The organism is Frigoribacterium faeni (assembly GCF_007988805.1).
Lineage (GTDB): Bacteria > Actinomycetota > Actinomycetes > Actinomycetales > Microbacteriaceae > Frigoribacterium > Frigoribacterium faeni.
In genome coordinates, this window is record NZ_BJUV01000033.1 from 1 (window position 1) to 25179 (window position 25179).

The following is a 25179-nucleotide window of genomic DNA, read 5'->3' on the forward strand; positions in this document are numbered from 1 at the left end:
CCCCCCCCCCCGGGATCGAGTGGTCGGAAGATGCTCTTCCGCGAGCCGGGACGAGCATCTTCGGACCACTCGATCCGCGGAGGAGAGCGGAACGGGGGAGAGCGGAGCGAGGGAGAGCGGAGCGGGCGCGCCCGGCCCTACGCGGGGCAGTCGCGGAGGGCGGCCCCGAGCGTCGGCAGCTCGGCCTCCATCCGGGCGATGTCCGCGCCGAGCGGGCGGTCGTCGGTCGACGGGTCGATCAGCGCGACGAGTCGCTCGAACACCGGCAGGAGGCGCGTGCCGGCCACCCGGTCGGGCGCCATCTGCAAGGCGCGCACCGCCGCGAAGAGCTCGACGGCCAGCACCGCCCCCGACGACCGCACCATGCTGGTCAGGAGGCGCGTGCTCTGGATCGCGAAGCTCGCGTGCTCCTCGAGCCCGAGCGAGACGCTGATGCTCGCGCTGGTCACGGGCGTCGCGTCGATGCGCATGTGGGCGAGGGCGTCCTGCGCCACGTACTCGACGATCATCAGGCCCGAGCTGGTCGCGTTCCGCCGCGTGGCGGCCAGGAACGGCGGCAGCCCCGTCATGTCGGCCCGCATCAGCAGCCCCAGCCGACTGGTCGACAGGCTGAAGACGGGGTGCAGGCCGATGCGCGCGGCGTCGAGCGACCAGGCCAGCGTCGCGAGATGGAACTGGCCGTGGTGCCGGACGCCGTCGTCGACGACGAGCGGGTTCTCGGCCGGGCCGCCGAGCTCGCGGTCGAGCGCGTCGAGCAGCACGCCGAGCGCCGTCCGGGCCGGGGCGTGCACCTGCGGCGACGCGCGCAGGCCGAACGGGTCCTGCAGGCGGGCGACCGGCAACGGCTCGCCGTCGAGCGGCTCGGTCAACCAGCGCAGCCGCGCCGCCTCGCGCACCTGACCGGGGTGCGGTCGGGCCGCGTGCACCTGCGGGTCGAAGGCTTCGGGCGAGCCGCGCAGGGCGCGGAAGCTCAGCGCCGCCACGACCGTCGCGGCGTCGAGCTGGCGCGCCGCGACGTCGGCGGCCAGCGCGGTCGTCGCCAGCGTGACCGCGCTCGAGCTCATGAACGGCAGCGAGTCGGTCTCGGTGAACACCACCGGGGGCACGCCTCCGCTCCGCCACGGGAACTCGCCGATCAGCGTCAGCGCCAGCTCGGCCAACGCGGTGAGGTCGCCGGTGCCGATCGAGCCCGTGCGGTGCAGGGTCGGCAGCGAGTCGCTCCGGACCGCGGCCAGCAGGCCCTGGACCACGCCGGGGCTGATCCCCGAGCCGCCCGCGAGCAGCTGGTTCAGCCGGACGACGAGGGCCGCGCGGGTGACGCGGTCGTCCTCGACCTCGCCGATGCCGGAGGCGTGGGAGCGCAGCAGGCGCAGTCCGTGGGCGGCCTGCTCGCGACGCTCCTCGTCGGGGGTGAGGTCGTCCGCGTCGTCGACGACCGGCACGCCCCGGTTCGCCCCGACCCCCGTGTTGGCGCCGTAGACGATGCCCGAGTCGCGGGCGGCCAACAGGGTGCGGTGCGCTCTCTCGACCGTCTCGAGCGTGTGATCGGGCACGAAGACCCGGGCCCGACGGTCGGCGAGGGCCACCAGATCGGCCACTCGCAACGGGGTGCCGTCTAGGGTGACCCGGGGGAGATCGTTGCTGGCGTCCATGTCGGTCACTGTGCCTCCCTCGTGTTTCGGTCTCGTAAAAAGGCCGAAGCGGTCATTGACGAAGTATTCATCGGTTCCGCATGATGAATCAACTTATTCACGAATCGTCGGGCACCCGAGCGTCACGAGCCCCGACATCGCGACAGGAGAACGCCCCATGATCACCTTCGACGGCGTCAGCAAGGTCTACCCCGACGGGACGGTGGCCGTCGACGGCCTCGATCTCGAACTGCCCACGGGCGAGCTGACCGTCTTCGTCGGCCCATCGGGTTGCGGCAAGACGACGTCGCTGCGCATGATCAACCGCATGGTCGAGCCGACGAAGGGCCGCGTGCTGATCGACGGCGTCGACGTCGCCACCGGCGACTCGGCCGAGCTGCGCCGGGGGATCGGCTACGTGATCCAGGCCGCGGGGCTGTTCCCGCACCGCACCATCGTCGAGAACATCATGACCGTGCCCGCCCTGGTCGGCACGAGCAAGAAGAAGGCGCGCAGCACCGCTCTCGAGCTGATGGACCGCGTCGGCCTCTCCGAGTCGATGGCCGACCGCTACCCCGTGCAGCTCTCGGGCGGCCAGCAGCAGCGCGTCGGCGTCGCCCGCGCCCTCGCCGCCGACCCGCCCGTGATGATCATGGACGAGCCCTTCAGCGCCGTCGACCCGATCGTGCGGGAGGGCCTGCAGGCCGAGTTCCTCCGCCTGCAGCGCGACCTCGGCAAGACCATCGCGATGGTCACCCACGACATCGACGAGGCCATCAAGATGGGCGACCGCGTCGCCGTCTTCCGCGAGGGCGGGCACCTCGCCCAGTTCGCCACGCCCCGCGAGCTGCTCTCGAACCCGGCCGACGACTTCGTCGCCGGCTTCGTCGGACGCGACCGCGGGTTCCGCAGCCTGTCGTTCGACTCGGCCGGGAGCCTCGAGGTCGAGCCGGTCTCCGCCGTGCTCTCCGGCCCCGAGCAGCTCGTGCTCGACGACGCCGGCCGCCCCCTCGGCTGGACGGGCCCCGGGCTCGGCTCGCCGTCTGCTCCGACGCTGCCGGGCGGGTGGTTCACGACCACCGACTCCCTCCGCCTCGTCACCGACCTCGCGATCACGTCGCCGGTCGGCATCGTGATCCGCGTCGACGCGGACGGCGTCGCCGACGGCGTCATCCGCCACACCGGCCTCATGACGCAGTTGGAGGCGCGTCGTCGTCGCGAGGTGGACGCCGCGTGATCCAGTACCTCCAGAACAACGGGCCGGTCATCCAGGCCGCCCTGTCGCAGCACGTGTACCTCGCGCTGCTCCCGGTGCTGCTCGGGATCGTGGTGTCGCTGCCGATCGGCTACCTGGCCGTGCGCTTCAACTTCCTGTACCACCCGCTGCTCAACCTCAGCGGGATCCTCTACGCGGTCCCCTCGCTGGCCCTGATCGTGCTGATCCCGTCGATCCTCGGCATCCAGATCCTGTCGCCGCTCAACATCATCGTCGCGCTCACCGTCTACACGGTGGCGCTGCTCGTGCGGGTCGTGGCCGACGGCCTCAAGTCGGTCGACCCGCTGATCACCGAGGCGGCGTCGGCCATGGGCTACCGCCGGCTGCGCCGTCTGCTGAGCGTCGAGCTGCCCATCGCCCTGCCCGTCATGCTCGCCGGACTCCGGGTCGCGACCGTGGCGAACGTCAGCCTGGTCAGCGTCGGCGCGCTGATCGGCGTCGGCGGCCTCGGCACCCTGTTCACCCGCGGGCAGCAGCTCAACTACGCGCCGCCGATCGTCGTCGGCATCGTGCTCTCGGTGCTCCTCGCCGCGATCTGCGACGGCATCATCGTCCTGATCCAGCGGCGCGCGACCCCCTGGGTCCGCGCGGCGGGAAGGATCGCCTCGTGAACGACGGACTCTTCTCGTACCTGCTCGACGGCTCCCACTGGCAGTTCGGCGGCACCGCCTCGATCCCCTCGCTGATCCTGACCCACCTCTGGTACACGATCCAGGCCGTCGTCGTGGCCGCGGCCATCGCCCTGCCCCTCGGCCTCTACATCGGCCACACCGGTCGCCTGTCGTTCATCGCGATCAACGCGGCGAACGCCGGCCGGTCGCTGCCGACGCTCGGCCTGATCATCCTGCTGGTCGTGCTCATGGGCCGCGGGTTCCTGCCCGTGCTGATCGCGCTGGTCATCCTCGCGATCCCGCCGATCCTCACCACGACGTACGCGGGCATCCGCGCCGTCGACCCGGCGGCCATCGACGCCGCCAAGGGGATGGGCATGCGTCCGCTCCAGGTGCTGTTCAAGCTCGAGGTCCCGATGGCCCTGCCGCTGATCTCGAGCGGCCTCCGCAACGCGCTCCTCCAGGTGATCGCCACCTCGACGGTCGCCGCCTACGTCGGCATCGGGGGCCTCGGTCGACTGCTGGTCGACGGCATCGCGCTGAACGCGTACGAGCGGGTCGTGGCCGGAGCGGTCGTCGTGGCCGCTCTCGCCATCGTGGTCGACCTCGTGGCGGCGCTCGTGCAACGATCAGTCATCTCGCCCGGCATCAGCGGCCGTCGCGTCTCCCGTCGTCCCACCCGCTCCACTCCTGCACCCTCCACCGCACCCGCCCCGACCGGACAGCCCGGCTGAGGCACCGAGAACGAAAGCCCCCACACCATGAAGAAGAAGAACCTCCTCGGCGCCGTCGGCGTCCTCGGCGTCGGCATGCTCGTGCTCTCCGGCTGCTCCGACCCGACCGAGTCGACCGGCGGCGCGTCCGGCGGGAACGGCAGCGAGACGATCACCGTCGGCTCGGCGAACTTCCCCGAGAGCGAGCTGCTCGCCGAGATCTACGCCCAGGCGCTCGAGGCCCAGGGCGTCGACGTCGACCGCAAGTTCAACATCGGCGCCCGCGAGGTGTACCTCCAGGCCCTCGAGGACGGCTCGATCGACCTGCTGCCCGAGTACAACGGCGCCCTGCTCTCGGCCCTGGTCGACGGCGGCGCACCCGCCGACGTCACCTCGCCCGAGGACGTCTACGACGCTCTCCAGGACGTCCTGCCCGACGGCATCATCTCGCTGCCGCAGTCCGACGCCGAGGACAAGGACACCCTCACGGTGACCCGCGCCACGGCCGACGAGTACGACCTGGAGACGATCGAGGACCTCGAGCCCGTCGCCGACCAGCTCAAGATCGCCGCCGGCCCCGAGTTCGCCGAGCGCCAGCAGGGCATCGTCGGCCTCGAGTCGGTCTACGGCCTGACCTTCAAGGAGTTCGTGCCGCTCGACGCCGGCGGACCGCTGACCCTCGCCGCCTTGAACGACGGCGACGTCGAGGTCGCGAACCTCTTCTCGACCGACTCGGCCATCGAGACGAACGACCTCGTCACGCTCGACGACACCAAGCAGCTGTTCCTGTCGGAGAACATCCTTCCGATCATCCGCGAGGACAAGAGCGACCAGACCGTCGAGGACGCGCTGAACGCCGTCTCGGAGGCCCTGACCACCGAGAACCTGACCAAGTACCTCGCCGAGGTGCAGGTCGACAAGAAGGACTCGGCGAGCGTCGCCACCGAGTTCCTCACCGAGTTCGACCTGGCCTCCTAGGTCGCCCGCCGGCGATCGGGCGCTCCGCCCGATCGCCGGCACCGCACCACACGAACACCGCAGCACCCGCACCACCACAACCGAAGAGCCCCATCCGGTGCCCCGACAACGGGCACACGGCCGATCGGCGTGCCCGCAGATCGCCCGCACCCCGGCCGCACGCCGCCCCCACCCCGTCAGAACCACAGATCGACCTCGAACGGAAGCCTCCTCGTGACCCTCGACACCGAGACCGCCGGCACCACCGCCCCGTCCTCCTCCGACTCGACCCGCGCCTCCTCGGCTCCCTCGGGCCCCCGCCCGGTGCGCGCCCCGCGCGGCACCGAGCTCAGCTGCCTCGGCTGGCAGCAGGAGGCGGCGATGCGCATGCTGATGAACAACCTCGACCCCGAGGTCGCCGAGCACCCCGACGACCTCGTCGTCTACGGCGGCACCGGCAAGGCGGCGCGCACCTGGGAGGCCTTCGACGCGATGATCGCGACGCTGAAGACCCTGAAGGACGACGAGACCATGCTCGTGCAGTCGGGCAAGCCGGTCGGCGTCTTCCGCACCAACGAGTGGTCGCCCCGCGTGCTGATCGCCAACTCGAACCTCGTCGGCGACTGGGCCAACTGGGAGGACTTCCGCAAGCTCGACGCCATGGGCCTCATGATGTACGGCCAGATGACGGCCGGGTCGTGGATCTACATCGGCACCCAGGGCATCCTGCAGGGCACCTACGAGACCTTCTCGGCCGTCGCGAACGCCAGCTTCGGCGGCACCCTCGCCGGCACGATCACGCTCACCGCGGGCGTCGGCGGCATGGGCGGCGCGCAGCCGCTCGCCGTGACCATGAACGACGGCGTGGCCATCTGCATCGACGTCGACCGCACCCGCATCGACCGCCGGGTCGAGCACCGCTACCTCGACGTCGCCGCCTCGAGCCTGGACGAGGCCCTCGAGCTGGCGATCGCCGCGCGCGACGAGAAGCGCGCCCTGTCGATCGGCGTCGTCGGCAACGCCGCCGAGATGGTGCCCGAGCTGCTCGCCCGCAAGGCCCCGATCGACATCGTCACCGACCAGACCTCGGCGCACGACCCGCTCTCGTACCTGCCGATCGGCACGCGCTTCGAGGACATGGCCGCCGAGGCCGCCGCCGACCCGGCCGGCTTCACGCTCCGCTCGCAGGCCGCGATGCGCGCCCACGTCGAGGCGATGGTCGGGTTCCAGGACGCCGGCGCGATCGTCTTCGACTACGGCAACAGCATCCGCGGCGAGGCGCAGACCGCGGGCTACGACCGCGCGTTCGCGTTCCCCGGCTTCGTGCCGGCCTACATCCGTCCGCTCTTCGCCGAGGGGAAGGGCCCGTTCCGCTGGGCGGCCCTCTCGGGCGACCCGGCCGACATCGCGGCGACCGACAAGGCGATCCTCGAGCTGTTCCCCGAGAACGAGTCGCTCAGGAAGTGGATCACCATGGCGGGCGAGCGCGTGGCGTTCCAGGGCCTGCCGGCCCGCATCTGCTGGCTGGGCTACGGCGAACGTCACCTCGCCGGCCTCAAGTTCAACGAGATGGTGGCCTCGGGCGAGCTCTCGGCGCCGATCGTGATCGGTCGCGACCACCTCGACTCCGGCTCGGTCGCGTCGCCGTACCGCGAGACCGAGGCCATGCTCGACGGGTCGGACGCGATCGCCGACTGGCCGCTGCTCAACGCGATGGTCAACGTCGCGTCGGGGGCCACCTGGGTCTCGATCCACCAGGGCGGCGGCGTCGGCATGGGCCGCTCGATCCACGCCGGCCAGGTGATCGTCGCCGACGGCACCGACCTCGCCGCCGAGAAGCTCGGCCGCGTGCTGGTCGCGGACCCCGGCATGGGCGTCATCCGTCACGCCGACGCGGGCTACGAGATCGCGGTCGACGTCGCCGCCGAGCGCGGCGTCCGCCTCCCAATGCGCGAGCAGGACGGGACCGCAGGAGGCGCGGGTCCGGTCGCCGGGACCGCTCCCGCCGCCGAGGGCGCCGGCTCCGAGAGCATCGAGACGGAGAGCTTCGAGGGCGTCGCCGATGGCCTCCGCCCGTAGCGGGGCGCCCGTCGACCGCCCGGTGCTGCGCAGCTCGTTCGACGGCCTGTGGTCCGACCTCGACGGGGTCGGCCGCGACCCGCGCTCGGGCGGCTACGACCGCTTCTCGTGGACCGGCGTCGATCTGGGGCTGCGCGAGTGGTTCGCCGCCGAGGCGTCCCGTCGCGGGCTCTCGGTCGAGACCGACCGCAACGGCAACCAGTGGGCCTGGTGGGGCGAGCCGGCCGACGGCGCCGTCGTCACCGGCAGCCACCTCGACAGCGTGCCCGGAGGCGGCGCGTTCGACGGGCCGCTCGGGGTCGTCGCCGCGCTGCTCGCGGTCGACGCGCTGCAGGCCGCCGGGGTCGAGCCGACCAGGCCGCTCGCCGTGGTCAACTTCGTCGAGGAGGAGGGCGCGCGCTTCGGCCTCGCCTGCCTGGGCTCGCGGCTGATGACCGGAGCGGTCGACGCGTCGCACGCCCTGGCGCTCACCGACGACGACGGCACGAGCCTGGCCGAGGCGATGACCCGTGCCGGGCACGCGGCCGAGCACGTCGGCGTGGACGAGGCCGCCCTGGCCCGCATCGGCGTCTTCGTCGAGCTGCACGTCGAGCAGGGCCGGCACCTGGCCCTCGGCGACGAGTCGGTGGGCGTGGCGAGCTCGATCCTGCCGCACGGCCGCTGGCACTTCTGCTTCGAGGGCGAGGGCAACCACGCGGGCACCACGCGACTCGTCGACCGGCACGACCCGATGCTGCCCTTCGCCGAGGTGGTGGGCGCCGCGCGACGCCTCGCCGCCGAGGCGCAGGCCGTGACGACGTTCGGCCGGGTCCGGGTCGACCCCAACGGCACCAACGCGATCCCGTCGCGGGTCGACGCCTGGCTCGACGCCCGCGGGGCCGAGCAGGGCGGCGTCACCCGGCTGGTCGACGACCTGCAGCGCTTCGCCGAGGAGGCGGCGGCCGGCCACGGCGTCCGCCTCACCGTGACGAACGACAGCTTCACCCCGGTGGTCGACTTCGACGCCTCGTTGAGCGACCGGCTGCGGTCGTCGCTCGGCGCGGCCTCGATCGCGGCGCCGACCCTGCCGACGGCCGCCGGGCACGACGCCGGCATCCTCGCCGCGCGGGTGCCGACGGCCATGCTGTTCGTGCGGAACCCCACCGGCGTCAGCCACAGCCCGTACGAGCAGGCCGACGAGTCCGACTGCGTCGACGGCGTGGAGGCGCTGACCGTCGTGCTACGGGACCTCCTGGTCCAGCCGCTCGAGGTCGTGTCGGCCGCGGGCGCACCGGCCGGGGTGGCGTGATGACGCGGGCCCGTCGCCCCGAGGCCGATCGCCCGGCCGAGCCGAGCGGGTCGGTCTTCTGGGCCGAGCACCTCTGGACCGGCGACGGGGAGGTGCGGCACGGCGTCGTCGTCGAGGTCGCGGGAGACCGGATCGCGACGGTCGAGGCCGAGGTCGACGCGCCTCCTGCGGGATCCGTGGCCCTGCCGGGGCTGACGCTGCCCGGGCTGGTCAACGCGCACTCGCACGCCTTCCATCGGGCGCTGCGCGGGCGGACGCAGGTCGGCAGCGGCAGCTTCTGGACCTGGCGCGACGTCATGTACTCCGTGGCCGGGCGACTGACGCCCGAGAACTACGAGGCGCTGGCCGCGGCCGTCTTCACCGAGATGGTGCTGGCGGGCGTGACGACCGTCGGCGAGTTCCACTACGTGCACCACACCGTCGACGGCACGCCGCACGACGACCCGATCGCGATGTCGCGAGCGCTGGCCCGGGCGGCCGCCACCGCGGGCATCCGCCTGACGCTGCTCGACACCTGCTACCTCATGGGCGGATTCACGCCCGCGCCGGCTTCCGACGCCTCGGCCGACACCTCGTCCGACACCTCGTCCGACGACGAGCCCGACGTGGAGCCCGTGCACGTGCCGCTGTCCGCCGCGCAGCTCCGCTTCGGCGACGGGACCGGCGCGGCCTGGGCCCGACGGGCGACGGCCGTCCGCGACGCCCTGACCGGCCCGACCGTCGTGGTCGGCGCCGCCGTGCACTCCGTGCGGGCGGTGCCCGAGCGCGAGCTCGCCACGGTCGCGTCGTGGGCTCACGAGCGCGACGCCCCGCTGCACGTGCACGTCTCCGAGCAGCCGGCCGAGAACGCGGACTGCACGCGCCTCCTCGGCTCCACGCCCGTGGCCCTGCTGCGTCGGCACGGGGTCCTCGACCGGAGGGCGACCGCGGTGCACGCCACCCACCTCACCTCCGCCGACGTCGCCGACCTCGCCGCCGGCGATGCCTGGGCCTGCTTCTGCGTCACGACCGAGCGCGACCTCGCCGACGGCATCGGCCCGGCGGGCGAGCTGGTCGAGGCGGGCGTGCCGCTCACCGTCGGCAGCGACAGCCACGCCGTGATCGATCTGTTCGAGGAGGCGCGGGGCATCGAGTCCGGACAGCGCCTGGTGAGCAACCGGCGCGGCTGGTTCGGGGCCGCGGCGCTGCTGCGGGCGGCCACCGTCGAGGGCGCCCGATCGCTCGGCTGGGACGACGCCGGCGCGATCGCGCCCGGCGCCCTGGCCGACTTCGTGACGGTGTCGCTCGATTCCGTGCGCCTGGCCGACGCGCGTTCGGACTCGCTGCTCGAGTCGATCGTGTTCGCGGCCACGGCCTCCGACGTCGCGACCGTGGTGGTGGGCGGCGAGATCGTCGTGCGCGACGGGGTCCACGCCCGGGTCGCCGCACCGGGCGCGGCCCTGCGCGACGCGATCGCCGCCGTGCTGCCGCCCGAGGCGTCGTCGCCCGATGACGCCTCCGCCGGATCCGCCGCGTCCGGCGCTTCGTCCGCGTCCGGTGCCTCCGAATCCCGCTGAGAGGATCCCTCCCCATGACCGTCACCGCCCTGACCGGCATCTCGCAGCTGGTCACGAACGACCCCGCGCACGACCACGCCGAGGCCGCGAGCGGGCCGCTGGGCGTGGTGCGCGACGCGGCCGTCGTGCTCGACGGTGACCGGGTGCTCTGGTCGGGGCCCGCGGCGAACCTGCCCTCGTCGACGGCGGACGTCGTGGTCGACCTCGGCGGTCGCGCCGTCGTCCCCGGGTTCGTCGACAGCCACAACCACCTGGCCTTCGCCGGCGACCGGTCCGACGAGTTCGCGGCGCGCATGGCCGGCGAGTCGTACTCCGCCGGAGGCATCCGCAGCACGGTGGCGCACACGCGGGCGGCGAGCGACGCCGACCTCGCGGGGTCGGTGCGCCGGCTCGCCGACGAGGCGCTGCGCCAGGGCACGACGACGATCGAGAGCAAGTCCGGCTACGGGCTCAGCGTCGACGACGAGCGTCGGAGTCTCGAGGCGATCGGCACGGTGACCCGCGAGGGCACGTTCCTCGGTGCGCACGTCGTGCCCGCCGACCACGCGGGTCGGGCCGACGAGTACGTCGCCCTGGTCGCCGGTGAGATGCTCGACGCCTGCGCCCCGCTGGCGAAGTGGATCGACGTGTTCTGCGACGTGGGGGCGTTCGACGTCGATCAGTCGCGCGAGATCCTCACGGCGGGTATCGCCGCCGGCCTGCTGCCCCGCATCCACGCGGGTCAGCTCGCACCGGGCGGCGGCATCCAGCTGGCGGTCGAGCTCGGGGCCGCCTCGGCCGACCACGTGACGCATGCCACCGACGACGACGTGGAGGCGCTGGCCGGGTCGACGACGGTCGCGACGCTCCTGCCCGGGGCCGAGTTCTCGACCCGCGCCGTCTACCCCGACGCGCGCCGCCTGCTGGCGGCGGGTGTCACCGTGGCGCTGGCGGCGGACTGCAATCCCGGATCGAGCTACACGACGAGCCTGCCGTTCTGCATCGCGGTCGCGGTGCGCGACATGGGGATGACCCCGGCCGAGGCGCTCTGGTCGGCGACCGCCGGGGGAGCGGCGGCGCTGCGGCGCACCGACGTCGGACATCTCGCGGTGGGCGCGGCGGCCGACCTGGTCGTGCTCGACGCCCCCTCCTTCGTGCACCTCGCGTACCGGCCGGGGGTGCCGCTGGTGGAGGCCGTGTGGCGCGGCGGCGTGCGCGTGGCGGGGCGCGCCTCCTGATGGGGTCGGGGTCGGGGCCCGGGCCCGAGCCCAGGCCCGGGCCGGGGTCGACGTCGGGGGCCGGGTCGGGCTCGGGGTCGGAGTCGGGTCGCGGTTTCGTTTCCGAGCCCGGGTCCGGGTCCGGGTCCGGTTCAGGTTCCGCCGCCGAGGTGCGGGTGCTGCGGGCGGCGTCGCGGCCGGTCGTGCCGTGGCGGAACGGCGCCGGGACGACGACCGTCGTGGCCGAGGGGTCGTTCGACGCTGCGGGCGGTTCCGGCGGTGCGAGCGGCGCGGACGGCGTGAGCGATGCGGACGGCGCGGACGGCGCGGACGGCGCGGGCGGCGCGAGCGATGCGGACGGCGCGAGCGATGCGGACGGCGCGGGCGGCGCGAGCCATGCGGACGGCGCGGACGGTGCGGGCGGTGCGGACCACGCGGGTCAGTCGAGCGAGCCGGCCTGGCGGATCAGCATCGCGACGATCGACCGGTCGGCCCCGTTCTCGGAGTTCGCCGGAGTCGACCGCCTGCTGATGCCCCTGTCGCCCGCCGGTCTCGATCTCGTGGTCGACGGCGGGCGGGTCCGGGGTGAGGCGTTCGACGTGCTCCCCTTCGCGGGCGAGTCGGCCGTCGAAGCCGTCGATGTGCGGGGGACGGGCCTCGACCTCAACCTGATGACGCGGCGAGGGGCGGCGGTCGGCACGCTCGTCGCGCAGGACCTCGACGGCGAGCTGACGCTCGGGTCGCCGTCGGCCGCCTCCTCGGACCGGACGTCGGCCTGGACGGTCGCCGTCGTCCTCGAGGGTCGCGTCGTGTCGCTCGCGCACGGACCGTTCGTCGTGCACGACGCGGTCGTCGTCCCTCCAGGAGGCGCACTGCAGGTCACCGGCCGCGCCGCGGTGATCGCGCTGGCCGTGATCGAGCCCACCCGCGCCTCCTAGGTTCCTTCGCGCCCCTCTTGAGCTCATTCGCGGCTCGCCGTCGATCCATTGGTCGGAAGATGCTCTTGGTCGGGTCGGGAGGAGCATCTTCTGACCACTCGATCCCGCTGGGTCCTCTCGCGAGCTATTACGCATGGGTGCGTAAGAGCTCGCGCGCGATCGCTCTCCCCGAGAGGCCCATGGCTCGCGTCGATCCAGTGGTCGGAAGATGCTCTTGGTCGGATCGGGAGGAGCATCTTCTGACCACTCGATCCCGCTGGGTCCTCTCTCGAGCTATTACACATGGGTGCGTAAGAGTTAGCGCGCGAACGCTCTCCCCGAGAGGCCCATGGCGCCCGTCGATCCATTGGTCGGAAGATGCTCTTCGTCGGTTCGGGAGGAGCATCTTCTGACCACTCGATCCCGCTGGGTCCTCTCTCGAGCTATTACGCATGAGTGCGTAAGAGTTAGCGCGCGAACGCTCTCCCCGCGAGGCTCATGGCCCCCGTCTCGGCCCCCGGGTCAGGGCAGCTCAGCGGTGCGGAGGCGCGCATCGAACAGTGCCGCCGCTCCGACCAACGTGACCGCGACACCGCTCACGACGAAGGTCGTTCCGGCGGACGTGAGGTCGGCGAGCACCCCCGTGACCGCGTAGGCGATCGGGGCCCCGCCGAAGCTCGCGAAGCTCATCAGCCCCATGACCCGACCGAGCTGCGCCGGGTCGGAGGAGGTCAGCACGAACGTGCTGAGCAGCGTCGCGCACACTCCGCTGCCGAGCCCGGCGACCCCGGCGGCCACCACGGCTCCGCCCAGGGTCGACGACGCCCCGATCGCGCCCAGCGACGGACCCATCACCATCACGGCCACCAGCGAGATCCGTCCGGCGTGCGGCACGCGACCGACGATGGTGATGGTGAGCGCCGTCGCCGTCGCCCCGGCCCCGAACCCCGCGAGGATCCACCCCACCCCCGCAGCGCCCCAGCCCTGCGACGACGAGAGCAGCGGCAGCCCGGTGTTGAGCGGCCCGGCGATCGCGATCTCGGCGATCGCCACCACCACGAGCATGGGCAGCAGGAGGCGGTGGCCGGCCACGTAGCGCAGCCCCTCGAGCGTGTCGGCGAGGAGCCCCGGGCGGGCCGCGCGTGCGGATCCGTCGCCCGGCGGCACCACGGGTCCGTCGCGGGGGGAGGCCGGAGCATCGGTCGGCTCGACGCCCGCGCCCGCGTCAGCCCCCGCGCGTGCTTCTGCGTGCGCGTGAGCCCCCGGGCTCGAGCTCGCACCCGCAGGCACGAGCAACCGGGTCGCCGCCAGCGCCGCGACCGACACCGCGAACAGCAGCACCGTCGCGCCGAACGCGACCACGACGCCGTGCTGCGCCACCAGGAACCCGGCGAGCGGCGGCCCGCCCACCAGCGCCATGCGCTGCAGCAGCGACCGCATCGACTGCACGCGGGCGAGCTCGGTCGGGCTGACGATGCGGGGCGGCAGCGCTCCGGCGGCCGGGAGGAAGAGCGCGTCGATGACCCCGAACACGATCGTCAGGCCGACGAGCAGGGCGATGGACGGGGCGTCCGCCAGCACGACGAGCGTGACCGCGGCCATCACCAGCACCCGGGCGGCGTCGCTGAGGAGCGCGGTGCGCTTGGCTCCGTAGCGGTCCGCCACCGCGCCTCCCACGATCAGGAGCGCCGCGCGCGGCACCGCCCCCGCCGCCAGGATCAGGCCCACCTGGGTGGGTGTCGCGATCTGCACGGCCGTCCACGACAGCGTTACGTAGTAGACCTGGTCGCCCAGCAGGCCCGTGCCGTAGCCGAGCAGCCAGCGCAGCACGTTCGCGTCGCGGAACGCCGGCCGGACCGAGGGGATCGGGCCGGCGGCCGAGCGGCCGGCGCTCACGGGACGACCGGGAATCCGTGGGCGAACACCATCACGTGCTCGCGCGGATCCGACTCCGAGGAGGCGCGGGTCGGCTCGTCGACGCCGCGACCGCGCTCCGCCCACCGGGCGAGGAGCTCGTGCAGCTCGGTCGAGAACTCGTCGAGCTCGGGCGCCGTCAGTCGGAGCAGGGTGTCGCTCGAGAAGGCCGCCCGGCGCCAGTCCGTGCTCCAGTCGTCGGGATGATCGAGGAAGTCGGTCAGTCGCGTCACCTGGTTGTCCAGCGCGACCGCCTGCAGGCTCCGGGCGGCGGTCCGCGCCTCGGGCGAGGTCGCCGACGCGGGGGAGTAGGTGAAGCCTCGCGACGTCGGGCGCCACCAGCGCTCGCGGTGGTCGCGGCCGGGGCCGGACCGGATGGTCGCGGCCCGATCGCCGGTATCTCCGGTGTCTCCGGTGGGGGCGGTGTGGGCGGTGGGGGTGGTGGCGGCGGTGGCCACGGGACCGGCGTCGCCGTCGTCCGATGGGGGCGCGTGCTCGATGAAGTCGTGCGCGGCGAGCTGGCGCAGGTGGTAGCTGACGAGGGCGGGCGATTCGCCGACCCGGGCGGCGAGGCGACTCGCCGTCGAGGGCGACTCGGCCGACAGGGCGTAGTACAGCCGGACGCGCAAGGGGTGGGCCATGGCCCGCAGGGCCCGGACGTCGTCGATCGGACGCGGCGCCCCCGTGGGCGTCCCTGGTTCGCGAGCATCGCTCATGAGGACGAGCCTAGATCCGAAAGAAGTCTTTCGCAATAGTCCCATCGCTCGTGCCGCTCGTGCCGCTCGTGCCGCTCGTGGATCGAGTGGTCGGAAGATGCTCGTCATCGCGCGACGAAGAGCATCTTCTGACCACTCGAGCGGGCCGGCGCGCGCCCGGGCGCGCCCGGGCTCGCGCGGGCGGGGCGGGCGGGGCGGACTCAGCGGCGGACGCCCGGGAAGCGCTCGTCCAGCTCGGCGTCGATCGCCTCGGCGATGACGTCGCCCAGGTCGTCGAGCAGCCACTGGCCGGGCTCGGACATCGAGTACCCGAGGGGCTCGTCCGGGTCGGGGGTCTCCGTCTCGCCGGAGTAGTCGCCGTAGCGTCCGCCGCGGCGCTCCCTCAGGGTCTGCGCCGCGTCGATGAGCAGCCTCGACGTGTGGCCGTCCCGCCCGAGTCCGTCGATCACGTCGCCCAGCACGGCAGGCGTGACGGCGTCGAGGGTGCGTGGCCAGAGGTCGTCGTGCTCCGCGTCGTCGAGCAGCGCGTAGTCGCCCGAGCGCAGCTGCTGCAGCACGGCGGGCTCGACGTACGAGAGGATCGTGCGCCAGGCCGGCGCGTCCGCGACCGGCAGCAACGAGGCCGGCGGCCCGGCGGAGGGACGGGCGACGGCCGCTCCGATCCGCGTCCGGTCGAACGGCGTCGACGCCCGCAGCTCGGCCTTCCGACGCTCGGAGGCGACGACCTCGGCGTACCACGGCGGGAGGTGCTCGGGGTCCCGCGGGTGGGTCTCGAGGTCGGCGACCCAGGCGGCGTCGCCGGGCATCGCCCACGACGTGCGCTCGGGTGCCGTCCATCGGTCGCCGCCGAGCTGCGTGTACGGCCGGGCGTCGTGATTGAACCGCAGGTCGAACGACGCGTCGGGGTTCACGGTGAGGAACGCGCTCAGCCAGGTGCCGCGTCCCGGCTCGGTCATCACCTGCCGCAGCTCGCGGACGAGGTCGTGGCCCCGGCGCGCGAACAGCGGATCGCCCCGGAACGGCGTCCCGTCGCGGAGGATCGCCTCGCCGGTGCTCCACGAGCTCCGGTCGAGCACGACGAACTCGTGCTCGATCCGCGACCAGGGGATGCCCCGGTGGGCGTCGACGACGTCCATGACCAGCTGGCGGGTGAGGAGGCGCGCCTCACCGCGCCTCCCCGGCTCCAGCAGTTCGTCGTCGTGGCTCTGCGGGCGCTTGACGGCACGGGCCAACCAGGCGGGCGTGTGCTTCCTGGACCGCGGGTGGTCGGCGAGGTCGAGGACGAAGTCGGTGTCGTAGGGGAGCGGGGGGACCGGGAGGGGGCCCGCGAGGCCCGTGTCGCGGAGGAAGGCGGGGCGGTCGTCCCAGTGGTACGTGAAGGTCTCGTGCACGGTCTCGCCGGTCAGCCGCCGGCTGATGTGCAGGGAGGCGACGAACCAGGCGCCCCGGTCGGCGGTCGCCGTGTCGCGGCGCAGGTCGACGAACGCCGCGCGCAGCTCGTCGGGCACGGGGACCGTCCGGCGCCCGTGCTGCGGGTGGGCGGCGATGATGCGGCACGTGGTGATCTCGGCGACCTCGCCGAAGACGACGTCGAGGCCGTCCCACGGGACGCGGGTCCCGGCGGCGCGGCGCGCGAGCCGGATGATCGTCTGCTCGATGGGGTGCACGGCCCCACCGTAGTCATCGGAGCCGCTGCCGCGGGTCGTGTGCGCGGGGCGGCGCGGTAGCGTGGCGTTCACGAGGCGGGGGCCGGATTGGGCGGGACGAGCGGGCGGGGAGTCGAGCAGCCGGTGGGCACGTATCTGCGGCGTGGAGCCGGGCTGGGTCTGCTGCTCGGCTTCGTCACCGCCGGCGGAGGATTCCTGATCGGCCTCGCCCTGACCGCCGACGGCGAGCCGATCGGGTCGGGGTCGATGCTGTCGCCGAGCTTCCTCGTCACCGTGGCCGCCGTCGTCGGGCTGCCCGTCGGGTCGGTCGTGGGTCTCCTCTCCGCCTGCGGTTGCCTGCTGGCGCGCGAGCCCCTTGAGGCGGTGTCGTCATCGATGCGGACGGCCGTGATGGCGATCGTCGGCGCCGTCGTCGCCGGAGCATGCACCTGGGCGGCCGCGCGATCGCTGGCGGAGCTGAGCGGGCCGGTCGCCCCGTACGTGGTGATCGCAACGCTGGTGGGCGGGCTCGTGTCCGCCCGCACCGAGCACCTCTGGACGCGGCGTCAGCACGACGGCGGCCGTCGAGCCTCCGCCGACGGGGATCGGTGAGGGAGGCGCGGCTCACCGCCCGGACCGCACCCCGCCGCCGCTCACCTCCGGGAGGCGCGGTCGCGGAACCGGCGTTCGCGTTCCGCGCGCCACTCCTCGTCGGTGCCCTGTCGCGCGAGGCGTGCGGCGCGGAGCGCGGCACGCTTCTCCTCGCGCCGCTCGAACGCGGCCTGCTCGAGAGGGGTCCGAGCGCGGTGCCGCTTGATGTAGCGGACGGGCTTCGGCGGCTTCGGCGGTTTCGGATGCCTCCTGCGGTACCACAGGTGCAGCAGGGGCCCGACGATGCCGACGACGGTGAGCGCCTGCATGCCGACGATGGCGCGGATGCGGTCGTCGAGCTCCTCCGTGATCCCGGGGATGTCCGGGATGGCCTCCTCCGGCCGATCCGTGTCGTAGAGCACGTCGATGCGCTGGCCCACCGCCCAGTCGTCCTCGGAGCGGGTGTGGTAGCGCGGGTTGTCGGTGACCCGGGTCCGCCCGTCGATGGTGGTCTCGAACACGGGGTACCAGTAGGGGCGCGAGACGTGGATCCTGGTGCCCGACCCGGTGAACCCCTTCTCGACGCGGACGACCGTCGCGGTGGTCTCGCCTCCGCTCGCGTGGATGGCGTGGTCGTAGCGCGCCGGCGGGATCGCGTCGCTCAACCCGATGAAGCCGACCGCCAGGAGGCTCGCGCTCCAGAGGGGCCAGAAGAACGGGCCGAAACCCGACTTCGACGACGACTTCGACTTCGACGACGACGGCGTGCGGCCGGCCGTCGGTCGTGTGATGTCCTGCTGCCCGACCGCCTTCTCCTGCTCGGTCATCGATCCGCCCCTTCGTCGTGGCCCGTCCCCTCGGCCACGTTCCGAACCTACCGGGCCGGCGGTCCGCCCGTGTGCGACGAGACGCGGCGCACGCTCGCGGTGGACAGCGCCGCGGCCGTCGCCACGACGATGATCGCCGCGCAGGTCAGGAGCGTCGTCCCGGTGCCGAAGGCGTGCGCCGCCGGTCCGACGAGGACCTCGCCGAGAGGGATCGCGACGAAGGAGCCCACCATGTCGTACGAGTAGACGCGGGCGAGCGCCTCGCGCGGGATTCGGCTCTGCAGCGACTGGTCCCACGAGATCGCGAAGATCTCCAACGCGACGCCGCCGAGCGCGAAGGCGGCGATCAGGGCGGGCAGCACGGGAGCCAGCCCGAGCGTGACGACCGGCACCGCCGTCAGGGCCATCAGCCCGACGCCGATCGCGAGCCCTCGTCGGGGTCGCCAGCGCAGGGCGATCACCGCGCCGATCGCCAGGCCCACGGTCTGAGCCGCGACGACGAGACCCCAGCCCGCGCGCCCGAACGACTCGTCGGCGACGACGGGGCCGAGCACCGTCGTCGCCCCCACGAAGGCCGCGTTCAGCACCGCGAACTGAGCCACCACGATCCACACCCAGGAGCGGCGGGTGAACTCCTGCCATCCCTCACGCAGGTCGGCCACGACGGACGTCCCGCCCGCACGAGCCGCACCCGAGTCGGCCCCTGACCCTGATCCTGCCCCTGACTCCGTGCCCGACGCCCTCGGCAGTCGCAGCCGGGCGAACAGCGCACCGGCCAACGCGAATCCCGCCGCGTCGACGGCCAGACCCCAGCCGGGTCCGACGAGCGCGACGATCCCCGCGCCCGCCGAGGCGCCGACGACGCTCCCGCCGTTCACGCTCAGGCGCAGCAGCGCGTTCGCCGGTCGCAGCAGGTCGACGGGCACCGTCTCGGGCACGAGGGCCGCCGCCGCCGGGAGGCTGACGGCCGCCACCGCGCCGTTCAGGACGCTCATCACCACGAGCGACGGGATCGTCGCCGTCCCCGAGATCACCAGCGCCGCGACCACGCCCTGGGTGGCCGCCGCGGCCGCCGACGTCCCGACCAGCACGACGTCGCGAGGCAGCCGGTCGGCGATCACGCCGCCGAACAGCAGCACCGCCACGTTGGCGACGGAGCGCGCCGCCACCACCAGCCCCAGGTCGGCCGCCGAGCCCGTCAGGTCGAGCACCGCGAACGCGAGCGCGATCGGAGCGACCGCGTTGCCGAGGATGCTCGTCGTCCGTGCCGCGAGCAGCCAGCGGAACGGACGGTGTGCGAGGGGGCCGCGACGGTCATGCGATCTCCGCGGAACTGAGGAGGCGCCTCCTCGGTCATCGGTCACGGTCGCCTCATCGGGAACAGGGCCGCCGTCATCGAGACGGGGCTGGTGCCCGGCGTCCGGGGGGCCCGGGCGGCGGCGTGCAGGAGGGCCGAGGCCTGGCCCACGTGGTGCACCACCCGGCGCCACGTCTCGGGGTCGACCCAGAGCTCGGCGTCGGTCGAGACCTGGTGCCCCGCGATCCGCCGATGCGACCGTCGGCGCAGCTCGTCGATCAGGGCCTCGACGTACTGGGCGCGCTCCTCGTCGGCCGTCGCCGCGTCGCTCGGCTCGAGCGGGAAGGGCCGGGACGACGACAGATGCCGATAGCGCTTGGCCTCGCCGCCGCGGATCCGCACGACCTCGACGACGGTCACCAGCCCGACCCGCTCGAGGACCCGCAGGTGGTAGCTCGCCGTCGCCTGCGAGAGGCCGAGCTCGCGGCCGGCCTCCGCGGCGCTCATCGCGGCACCCGTCAGCAGCGAGAGCAGGCGGAGGCGGATCGGATGAGCCGTGGCGCGGAGTTCGTCGAGTGCGGACATGCCGTCATCGTGGTCGTGCGGCCCCACGACCGTCAAATGGATCTTTGGGGGTCGGGGCCCGACGATCAGCGTCGCGAGACGAGACGCGGCGCTGCCGCGAGGAGCGCGACGGTGACCCGCGGGACCCGGCGGCGCGACGCGACCGTCAGACGACGTCGGTGCTCGACCGCCAGGCCTCGATGAACCGGTGGGCCCGGCCCGTGACCAGGGCGGTCCGGCCGTGCAGCAGCAGGGCGATCGCGAACACGAGCAGGCTGAGCGGGACCACCAGGGAGGCGCGGGTCACCGCGAGGAGGATCGGGAGGTCCGCGAGGGGCACGAAGGCGAGGGCGGCGAACACGACCCGGGCGGCGACCACGACCATCAGCGCTCGCGCGGTCCAGACCTCGAGGAGGTGTCGCCGGACGACGAGGACGGCGCCGGTGACGCCCCCCGCCAGCGCGAGCACCTGCAGCACGGCGACGACGAGCCCCACGGATCGGAGCGCGGCGGCGTCGCCGTCGCGGGACAGCGACAGCAGCGATCGCGAGACCACGTCGGACAGGGCGAAGAGGATCAGCCCCGTCGAGGCGACGGTCGAGGCCCGGGCCAGGCCCGGCTCGCCTCGAGAGCCGACGATCAGCACCGCGATGCCCGCGAGGAAGGCGACGGACGCCGCCGTCGCGGCGATCGGATGCGGATCCGCCTGCGACCACAGTCCCAGGGCTGCCGATGCGAGGACGAGCATCCCCGCCAGCACCGTCGTCCGGTTCGAGTCGGTCATCTGCGACACGTGAACGCCCCCCTCGGCCGAATCCGTCGTGTCCGTCACGCTAGACCCCGCCGGGCACCGTGCCAAGAGCGCGGGCCGCTCGTCCGGCCCTCGGCACGTCCTCCCGGTCAGGAGGCGGCGGGCGCCGCGACGCTGAGGATCCAGGTCACGCCGAACCGGTCGGTCAGCATGCCGAACCCGGCGCTCCAGGCCGACGCGGCCAGCGGCTCGACGATCGATGCCCCGTCCGAGAGCGCCTCCCAGCAGACCGCGACCTCGTCGAGGGTCTCGCCGTCGACGGCGACGAAGAACGGCTGGTCGGTGATCGTCATGCCGTTCTCGCGGCGGGTCGACCCGGCTTCGCCGACCGCGCCGCCCGACTGTCCGGGGACGTCGTACGCCAGGAGTCGGAAGCCGTCGACCGTCGCGACCCGACCGAAGACGACCTTGTCGGCGTCGGGTGCGTCCGCGGGCATCCCGACGTCGCCGTAGGTCGTGATCGCGGTCGTGCCGCCGAAGGCCGACTGGTAGAAGTCCAGCGCGGCACGGGCGTCGCCGGGGAAGTTCAGGTGGGTGGTCGTCGTGAGGGTCATGTCTGCTCCTGAGAAGGTCGTCGTCGGGTCTCTCCCGGACGATCACGACGCTACGAGCCGACTAGGTCAGTTCCTGTCCTAGATCGGAACTACTCTCGACGGATGACGACCACGGCCACCTCTCGACTGCTGAGCCTGCTCTCGCTGCTGCAGACCCGTCGCGACTGGCCGGGACCGCTGCTCGCCGAGAGGTTGGCGGTCAGCCATCGCACCGTGCGCCGAGACGTCGACCGTCTTCGGGAGATGGGCTACAGCATCCAGGCCACGATGGGCGTCGACGGCGGCTACCGCCTCGACGCGGGCAGCGAGCTGCCGCCTCTCCTCTTCGATGACGATCAGGTCGTCGCGCTCGCCGTCGCCCTGCAGGCGGCCGCCGTCACCGGTGTCGGCATCGAGGAGGCCGCACTGCGCGCCCTCACCACCGTGCGGCAGGTGATGCCGTCGCGCCTCCGGCACCGGCTGAACGCCCTCGAGTTCACCACGATCCCCGGTCGACCAGGAGGCGCGGTGCCGGACGCGCTCTCACCCGACGTCCTCATCGCCCTGTCGTCCGCCGTGCGCGGCCAGGAGGTGCTCCGCTTCGACTACGCCGAGCCCGACCGGGACCCGGCTGCGGAACCGCGCCCGCCGCGCCGGGTCGAGCCGCACCACCTGGTCACCTCGCACGGCCGCTGGTACCTCGTGGCCTGGGACCTGGGGCGCGACGACTGGCGCATCTTCCGCGCCGACCGGATCACGCCCCGGACGCCGACGGGGCTCCGGTTCGCTCCGCGCACCGTGCCGGGCGGGGACGCCGCGGGCTTCGTCTCCGCTCGCTTCACGGGCTCGTCGGACGCCGACCAGTGGCCCTGCATCGGCAGGGCCATCCTCCATCTCCCCGCCGGCGCCGTGCGTCCCTTCGCCGGCGACGGCGTCGTCGGCGACCTCGGCCCCGACCGATGCAGCATCGAACTCGGCTCCTGGTCGTGGCTCGCCCTCGCCGCCGCTCTGAACCTCTTCGACACCGAGGTCGAGGTCGTCCAGCCGCCCGAGCTCCGGCAGGCGTTCGCGCGCCTCGCCGCTCGCAACGCCGCGACCGCGACTCACGCCGTCCCTTCGGCCGACGCTCCGTGACCACGGGGAGGCGGAGCGCCGCCGACGCAGGCCTGCTCCGGCGCCAGGGTGTCAGGGTGTCAGCGCGAGGCTCACGTCGTCGTCGTCGAACTGCAGCGTGACGCCCACCGTCTCCGCCGGGTCGCGCGGCTCGGGCAGATCCAGCGCGTAGCTGGTGGGGCCGTAGTCCGCCGTGCAGACCTCTCCGCCGATCATGGTCATCTCGACCACGAGGTCGCCGCCGTCCTCAGCGATGCCGGTGGGAGCCGCCGGGCAGCTCGACGATCCGTAGGTGGTCACGAAGAAGCTCTCGCCGGGCTCGACCCATCCGACCGCGGGGCTCGTGTCGCCGGGCCCGTCGACGCTCAGCTCTCCCGCGCCGGCCCCGGTGTACACGTCGCCGATCACCACGGGCTCCTCCGCACCGGTGCACCCGGTCAGGAGCACACCGCAGACGACGACCACTCCGGCCGCCGCGGCGATCCGCGACGTCGCCGAGCGCCGCGACGAGCGACGACGGCCAGGCCCCGCGCGCTCCGCCTCCGTCCCTCTGCCCATGATCGAAGTCTGGCCTATCAGCCCGACCGCCTCAAGAGATCGCGACGACCGGACCCGGTCGCACGACCCGAGGATGACGCGCGGCCCCTCGGCGGACTGATGCACTGACGAGATGCGTTCCACAGCCGCCCGAGCCCGATCTCGCGCCCGCATCGTCGTCCTCGTCGTCGGCTCGCTCATGGCCATCGTCACGGCCGGCGGGCCCGTCTTCCTGGCCGTCGATGTCCTCGAGAGGTCGACCGGCTATCGTCCCGACGGCATCGGCCTGATCGTGCCCGGCCTCGTGGTCACCGCCCTGACCGTGTTCCTGGTCGGCATCGCGTTCCTCTGCGTGTTCGTCCGCAGCGACGGTCGCACGCCGCGCGGCCGAGCCCGAGGCGGTTCCGGGATCGCGATCCTGCCGGTGCTGCTGACCGGCTGGACGGCGGTGATCGGCGTCCGGTACCTGTCGTCGCAGGTGAGCATCGGGGCGCTGTCCGTCTGGCTCGACACCGCGCTCGCGGCCGCCGTCCTGTTCGCGGGCGCCTGCGGGGCGTTCGTGGTCGCGGCGGTCGTGCGCCGCGCCTCCTCCCGGCTCGTCGCTCTCGGTCTCGCCGTCGCAGCCCTCGTCGCGGCGGCGGTCGCTCAGCCGTATCTCGTGTCGGGGGTCGTGCTCAGCGTCTCACTGGCGATCTGCGCGGGGCTGCTCAGCCTCGACCGCGAGCAGCCCGAGCCCGCTCCTTGATCGCCAGGATCACCTGGGTCTTCGCGTCGGCGTAGTCGTTCATGTCGTCCCACCGCCGGGACAGCAGCTCTCGCTTCGTGTTCTCGTAGAGGGCGCGGTCGTCGGCGTCCGAGCGCAGGTGATCCCGCAGGAGGCGGTACTCGTCGACCGCAGGATGCCCACGTTCGTAGATGTGCACGTGCGCGTCGCGCGCCGGGGTCCGCACGAGGCGATGCCCCGGCTCGCGCACGCGCAGCAGGTAGCCGGCGGCGAGGAGGGGTTCCAGGTAGTCCTCCTCGGCGGTGATGTCGTCGACCGCCACCACGATGTCGACGATCGGCTTGGCGGCCAGCCCGGGGACGGACGTGGAGCCGATGTGCTCGATCTCGACCTCGACGCCCGACGCGACCAGCGCCTCCTCGATCCGCCGGCGGTGCTCGCGGAAGATCTCGGGCCAGCGTCCGTCGTAGTCGTGGAGTCGGACCTCGACCTTCTCGGCGCCCCCGACCAGGTCGAGCGACGTGACGTCGGGGCGGCGGGGGGTGCGGTCTGTGCTCACTCGGCCATCCTGCCAGGAGCCTCGGACACCGCAGGGACGAGGGGGTGTTAGTCGGGCCGGAGGCGTGACCGAGGTCACGCGTTCCGGCCCGATGACCGCATCGGACCCGAATCCGATGTGGTTCTCCGATTGCATTGCTTACCCGTCATGAGTTCGGTGCGGCCCGGGGCGAGGATTGTGCCCAGTTGGGGGCACCCCCGGTCGAGGGTCGCGCGGCGTCGCGCTCCGGCCGATTTCAGGCGCGGTCGTGCAGCGTGATCAGGTAGCCGTCCGGGTCGACGAAGGTGAACGTGCGGCCGAAGGGTCCGTCGATCGGGGACGACGAGATCTCGACGCCCGCCTCGACCATGGCGTCGTGGATCGCCTGCGCCTCGGGCGCGTGCATCCAGACGCCCACCCCGACGCCCAGGGGGCCCGCCTCGAGGTCGACGCCGGGCAGGGGGCCGCGGACGGCGAAGGCGGCGGGCGCCGTGTCGAACACGACGGCGTGCGGCGGGCCCGCCTGGCGCGTCAGGCCGAGGTGCTCCTCGTAGAAGGCGGCCGATCGGTCGATGTCGCGGACCTGCAGGGAGATGAAGCTGGGGCCGGTCATGAGGTTCCTCCTGTGTCGAGCGACTCCCGTCGAGTCGCTACCTGTATGTCAGTCAACTGACACGTACGAGGCTATGTCAGACTACTGACATGAGTCAAGAGGGACCCTCGATCGACCTGGCGACGTCCGTCGGCTACCTGCTGAAGGAGACGTCGAGCGCGCTCCGCGCCGCGATGGAGGCCGAGCTGCGCCCCCTCGGGATGACGATCACGCACTACTCGTGCCTCGAGCTGCTGGCCCAGCGGCCCGGTCTGTCCAACTCCGAGCTGGCCCGCGGCGCGTTCGTCACGCGGCAGTCCATGAACGTCCTGCTGCAGTCCCTCGAGAGCGAGGGGCTCGTGCGGCGGGCGGAGCGCGCATCGACCGGGCGGGCCCTCCCGACCGAGCTGACCGACGCCGGTCGCCGTCAGCTCGCGCAGGCCAGCGCGGCCGTGCGCTCGGTGGAGGATCGGATGACCGCAGGGCTCACCGCTGCCGACCGCGCGCGTTTCGCCGAGATGCTGCGCGGCTGCGCGGTCGCCCTCCGCTGAG

Annotated in this window: 25 protein-coding genes; 13 read left to right on the forward strand and 12 right to left on the reverse strand. The window is 73.2% G+C overall.

Annotated features, from left to right (window positions below):
- Nucleotides 1-137: 137 nt before the first annotated feature.
- Nucleotides 138-1652 (reverse strand): aromatic amino acid ammonia-lyase, encoded by a 1515-nt coding sequence (locus FFA01_RS13080; protein WP_146856633.1) that lies wholly within the window; start codon nt 1650-1652, stop codon nt 138-140.
- 157 nt (nt 1653-1809) lie between these two features.
- Between FFA01_RS13080 and FFA01_RS13085 the strand changes: the two genes are divergently transcribed.
- From FFA01_RS13085 to FFA01_RS13130, 9 genes are all read left to right on the forward strand, one after another.
- Nucleotides 1810-2868: an ABC transporter ATP-binding protein gene (locus FFA01_RS13085; RefSeq protein ID WP_146856634.1), complete on the forward strand. Its 1059-nt coding sequence runs from the start codon at nt 1810-1812 to the stop codon at nt 2866-2868.
- On the forward strand, nt 2865-3518 hold the full coding sequence (locus FFA01_RS13090; RefSeq protein WP_146856635.1) for an ABC transporter permease: 654 nt from the start codon (nt 2865-2867) through the stop codon (nt 3516-3518). The genes FFA01_RS13085 and FFA01_RS13090 overlap by 4 nt, the downstream gene beginning before the upstream one ends.
- Nucleotides 3515-4252 (forward strand): ABC transporter permease, encoded by a 738-nt coding sequence (locus FFA01_RS13095; RefSeq protein WP_146856636.1) that lies wholly within the window; start codon nt 3515-3517, stop codon nt 4250-4252. Before FFA01_RS13090 ends, FFA01_RS13095 begins: the two co-directional genes overlap by 4 nt.
- A gap of 27 nt (nt 4253-4279) precedes the next feature.
- Nucleotides 4280-5209, forward strand: a complete 930-nt coding sequence (locus FFA01_RS13100) for an ABC transporter substrate-binding protein (RefSeq protein ID WP_146856637.1) — start codon at nt 4280-4282, stop codon at nt 5207-5209.
- A gap of 303 nt (nt 5210-5512) precedes the next feature.
- Nucleotides 5513-7267, forward strand: a complete 1755-nt coding sequence (gene hutU, locus FFA01_RS13105; protein ID WP_244289845.1) for a urocanate hydratase — start codon at nt 5513-5515, stop codon at nt 7265-7267.
- Nucleotides 7251-8555, forward strand: a complete 1305-nt coding sequence (locus FFA01_RS13110) for an allantoate amidohydrolase (RefSeq protein ID WP_146856639.1) — start codon at nt 7251-7253, stop codon at nt 8553-8555. Before hutU ends, FFA01_RS13110 begins: the two co-directional genes overlap by 17 nt.
- The gene (locus FFA01_RS13115) at nt 8555-10111 is read left to right on the forward strand and encodes a formimidoylglutamate deiminase (protein ID WP_146856640.1); all 1557 of its coding nucleotides are present in this window, start codon (nt 8555-8557) and stop codon (nt 10109-10111) included. The genes FFA01_RS13110 and FFA01_RS13115 overlap by 1 nt, the downstream gene beginning before the upstream one ends.
- A gap of 14 nt (nt 10112-10125) precedes the next feature.
- Entirely contained in the window at nt 10126-11328 is a 1203-nt protein-coding gene (hutI, locus tag FFA01_RS13120) for an imidazolonepropionase (RefSeq protein ID WP_146856641.1), read from the forward strand.
- Nucleotides 11329-11510: 182 nt separating this feature from the next.
- Nucleotides 11511-12245: a HutD/Ves family protein gene (locus tag FFA01_RS13130; protein WP_182501155.1), complete on the forward strand. Its 735-nt coding sequence runs from the start codon at nt 11511-11513 to the stop codon at nt 12243-12245.
- A gap of 501 nt (nt 12246-12746) precedes the next feature.
- Here FFA01_RS13130 and FFA01_RS13135 read toward each other — a convergent pair.
- The 3 genes from FFA01_RS13135 to FFA01_RS13145 form a co-directional block, all read right to left on the reverse strand.
- Nucleotides 12747-14120: an MFS transporter gene (locus FFA01_RS13135; protein ID WP_167627386.1), complete on the reverse strand. Its 1374-nt coding sequence runs from the start codon at nt 14118-14120 to the stop codon at nt 12747-12749.
- On the reverse strand, nt 14117-14854 hold the full coding sequence (locus FFA01_RS16140) for a helix-turn-helix domain-containing protein (RefSeq protein WP_208720926.1): 738 nt from the start codon (nt 14852-14854) through the stop codon (nt 14117-14119). The genes FFA01_RS13135 and FFA01_RS16140 overlap by 4 nt, the downstream gene beginning before the upstream one ends.
- Before the next feature lie 200 nt (nt 14855-15054).
- Nucleotides 15055-16521: a hypothetical protein gene (locus FFA01_RS13145; protein ID WP_146856644.1), complete on the reverse strand. Its 1467-nt coding sequence runs from the start codon at nt 16519-16521 to the stop codon at nt 15055-15057.
- 123 nt (nt 16522-16644) lie between these two features.
- Between FFA01_RS13145 and FFA01_RS13150 the strand changes: the two genes are divergently transcribed.
- Nucleotides 16645-17112, forward strand: coding sequence for a hypothetical protein (locus FFA01_RS13150; protein WP_146856645.1), 468 nt, complete (start codon nt 16645-16647; stop codon nt 17110-17112).
- Nucleotides 17113-17153: 41 nt separating this feature from the next.
- On the opposite strand, the gene FFA01_RS13155 is transcribed toward FFA01_RS13150, so the two are convergent.
- From FFA01_RS13155 to FFA01_RS13175, 5 genes are all read right to left on the reverse strand, one after another.
- Nucleotides 17154-17918 carry a DUF3592 domain-containing protein gene (locus FFA01_RS13155; RefSeq protein WP_146856646.1) on the reverse strand — a complete coding sequence of 255 codons (765 nt, stop codon included), beginning with the start codon at nt 17916-17918 and terminating at the stop codon, nt 17154-17156.
- A gap of 47 nt (nt 17919-17965) precedes the next feature.
- Entirely contained in the window at nt 17966-19282 is a 1317-nt protein-coding gene (locus FFA01_RS13160) for an MFS transporter (protein ID WP_146856647.1), read from the reverse strand.
- On the reverse strand, nt 19279-19800 hold the full coding sequence (locus FFA01_RS13165) for a winged helix-turn-helix domain-containing protein (protein ID WP_146856648.1): 522 nt from the start codon (nt 19798-19800) through the stop codon (nt 19279-19281). Before FFA01_RS13165 ends, FFA01_RS13160 begins: the two co-directional genes overlap by 4 nt.
- Before the next feature lie 145 nt (nt 19801-19945).
- On the reverse strand, nt 19946-20563 hold the full coding sequence (locus FFA01_RS15995; protein WP_167627387.1) for a hypothetical protein: 618 nt from the start codon (nt 20561-20563) through the stop codon (nt 19946-19948).
- A 116-nt stretch (nt 20564-20679) separates the two neighbouring features.
- Complete coding sequence (locus FFA01_RS13175; protein WP_146856649.1) at nt 20680-21144, reverse strand: VOC family protein; 465 nt, start codon at nt 21142-21144, stop codon at nt 20680-20682.
- Nucleotides 21145-21246: 102 nt separating this feature from the next.
- Here FFA01_RS13175 and FFA01_RS13180 point away from each other — a divergent pair, with 102 nt between their 5' ends.
- Nucleotides 21247-22257 carry a helix-turn-helix transcriptional regulator gene (locus FFA01_RS13180; RefSeq protein ID WP_146856650.1) on the forward strand — a complete coding sequence of 337 codons (1011 nt, stop codon included), beginning with the start codon at nt 21247-21249 and terminating at the stop codon, nt 22255-22257.
- Nucleotides 22258-22308: 51 nt separating this feature from the next.
- Here the strand turns inward: FFA01_RS13180 and FFA01_RS13185 are convergent, their stop codons facing one another.
- Complete coding sequence (locus FFA01_RS13185; protein WP_146856651.1) at nt 22309-22794, reverse strand: hypothetical protein; 486 nt, start codon at nt 22792-22794, stop codon at nt 22309-22311.
- A gap of 112 nt (nt 22795-22906) precedes the next feature.
- Between FFA01_RS13185 and FFA01_RS13190 the strand changes: the two genes are divergently transcribed.
- A complete protein-coding gene (locus FFA01_RS13190; protein ID WP_146856652.1) occupies nt 22907-23518 on the forward strand; it encodes a hypothetical protein in 612 nt (203 codons plus the stop codon).
- Here the strand turns inward: FFA01_RS13190 and FFA01_RS13195 are convergent.
- Both FFA01_RS13195 and FFA01_RS13200 read right to left on the reverse strand, forming a co-directional pair.
- Nucleotides 23481-24056: a GrpB family protein gene (locus FFA01_RS13195; protein ID WP_244289844.1), complete on the reverse strand. Its 576-nt coding sequence runs from the start codon at nt 24054-24056 to the stop codon at nt 23481-23483. The genes FFA01_RS13190 and FFA01_RS13195 overlap by 38 nt on opposite strands.
- Nucleotides 24057-24291: 235 nt before the next feature.
- On the reverse strand, nt 24292-24648 hold the full coding sequence (locus tag FFA01_RS13200; protein WP_146856654.1) for a VOC family protein: 357 nt from the start codon (nt 24646-24648) through the stop codon (nt 24292-24294).
- Nucleotides 24649-24737: 89 nt separating this feature from the next.
- Here FFA01_RS13200 and FFA01_RS13205 point away from each other — a divergent pair, with 89 nt between their 5' ends.
- Complete coding sequence (locus FFA01_RS13205) at nt 24738-25178, forward strand: MarR family winged helix-turn-helix transcriptional regulator (RefSeq protein ID WP_146856655.1); 441 nt, start codon at nt 24738-24740, stop codon at nt 25176-25178.
- Nucleotide 25179 lies beyond the last annotated feature (1 nt).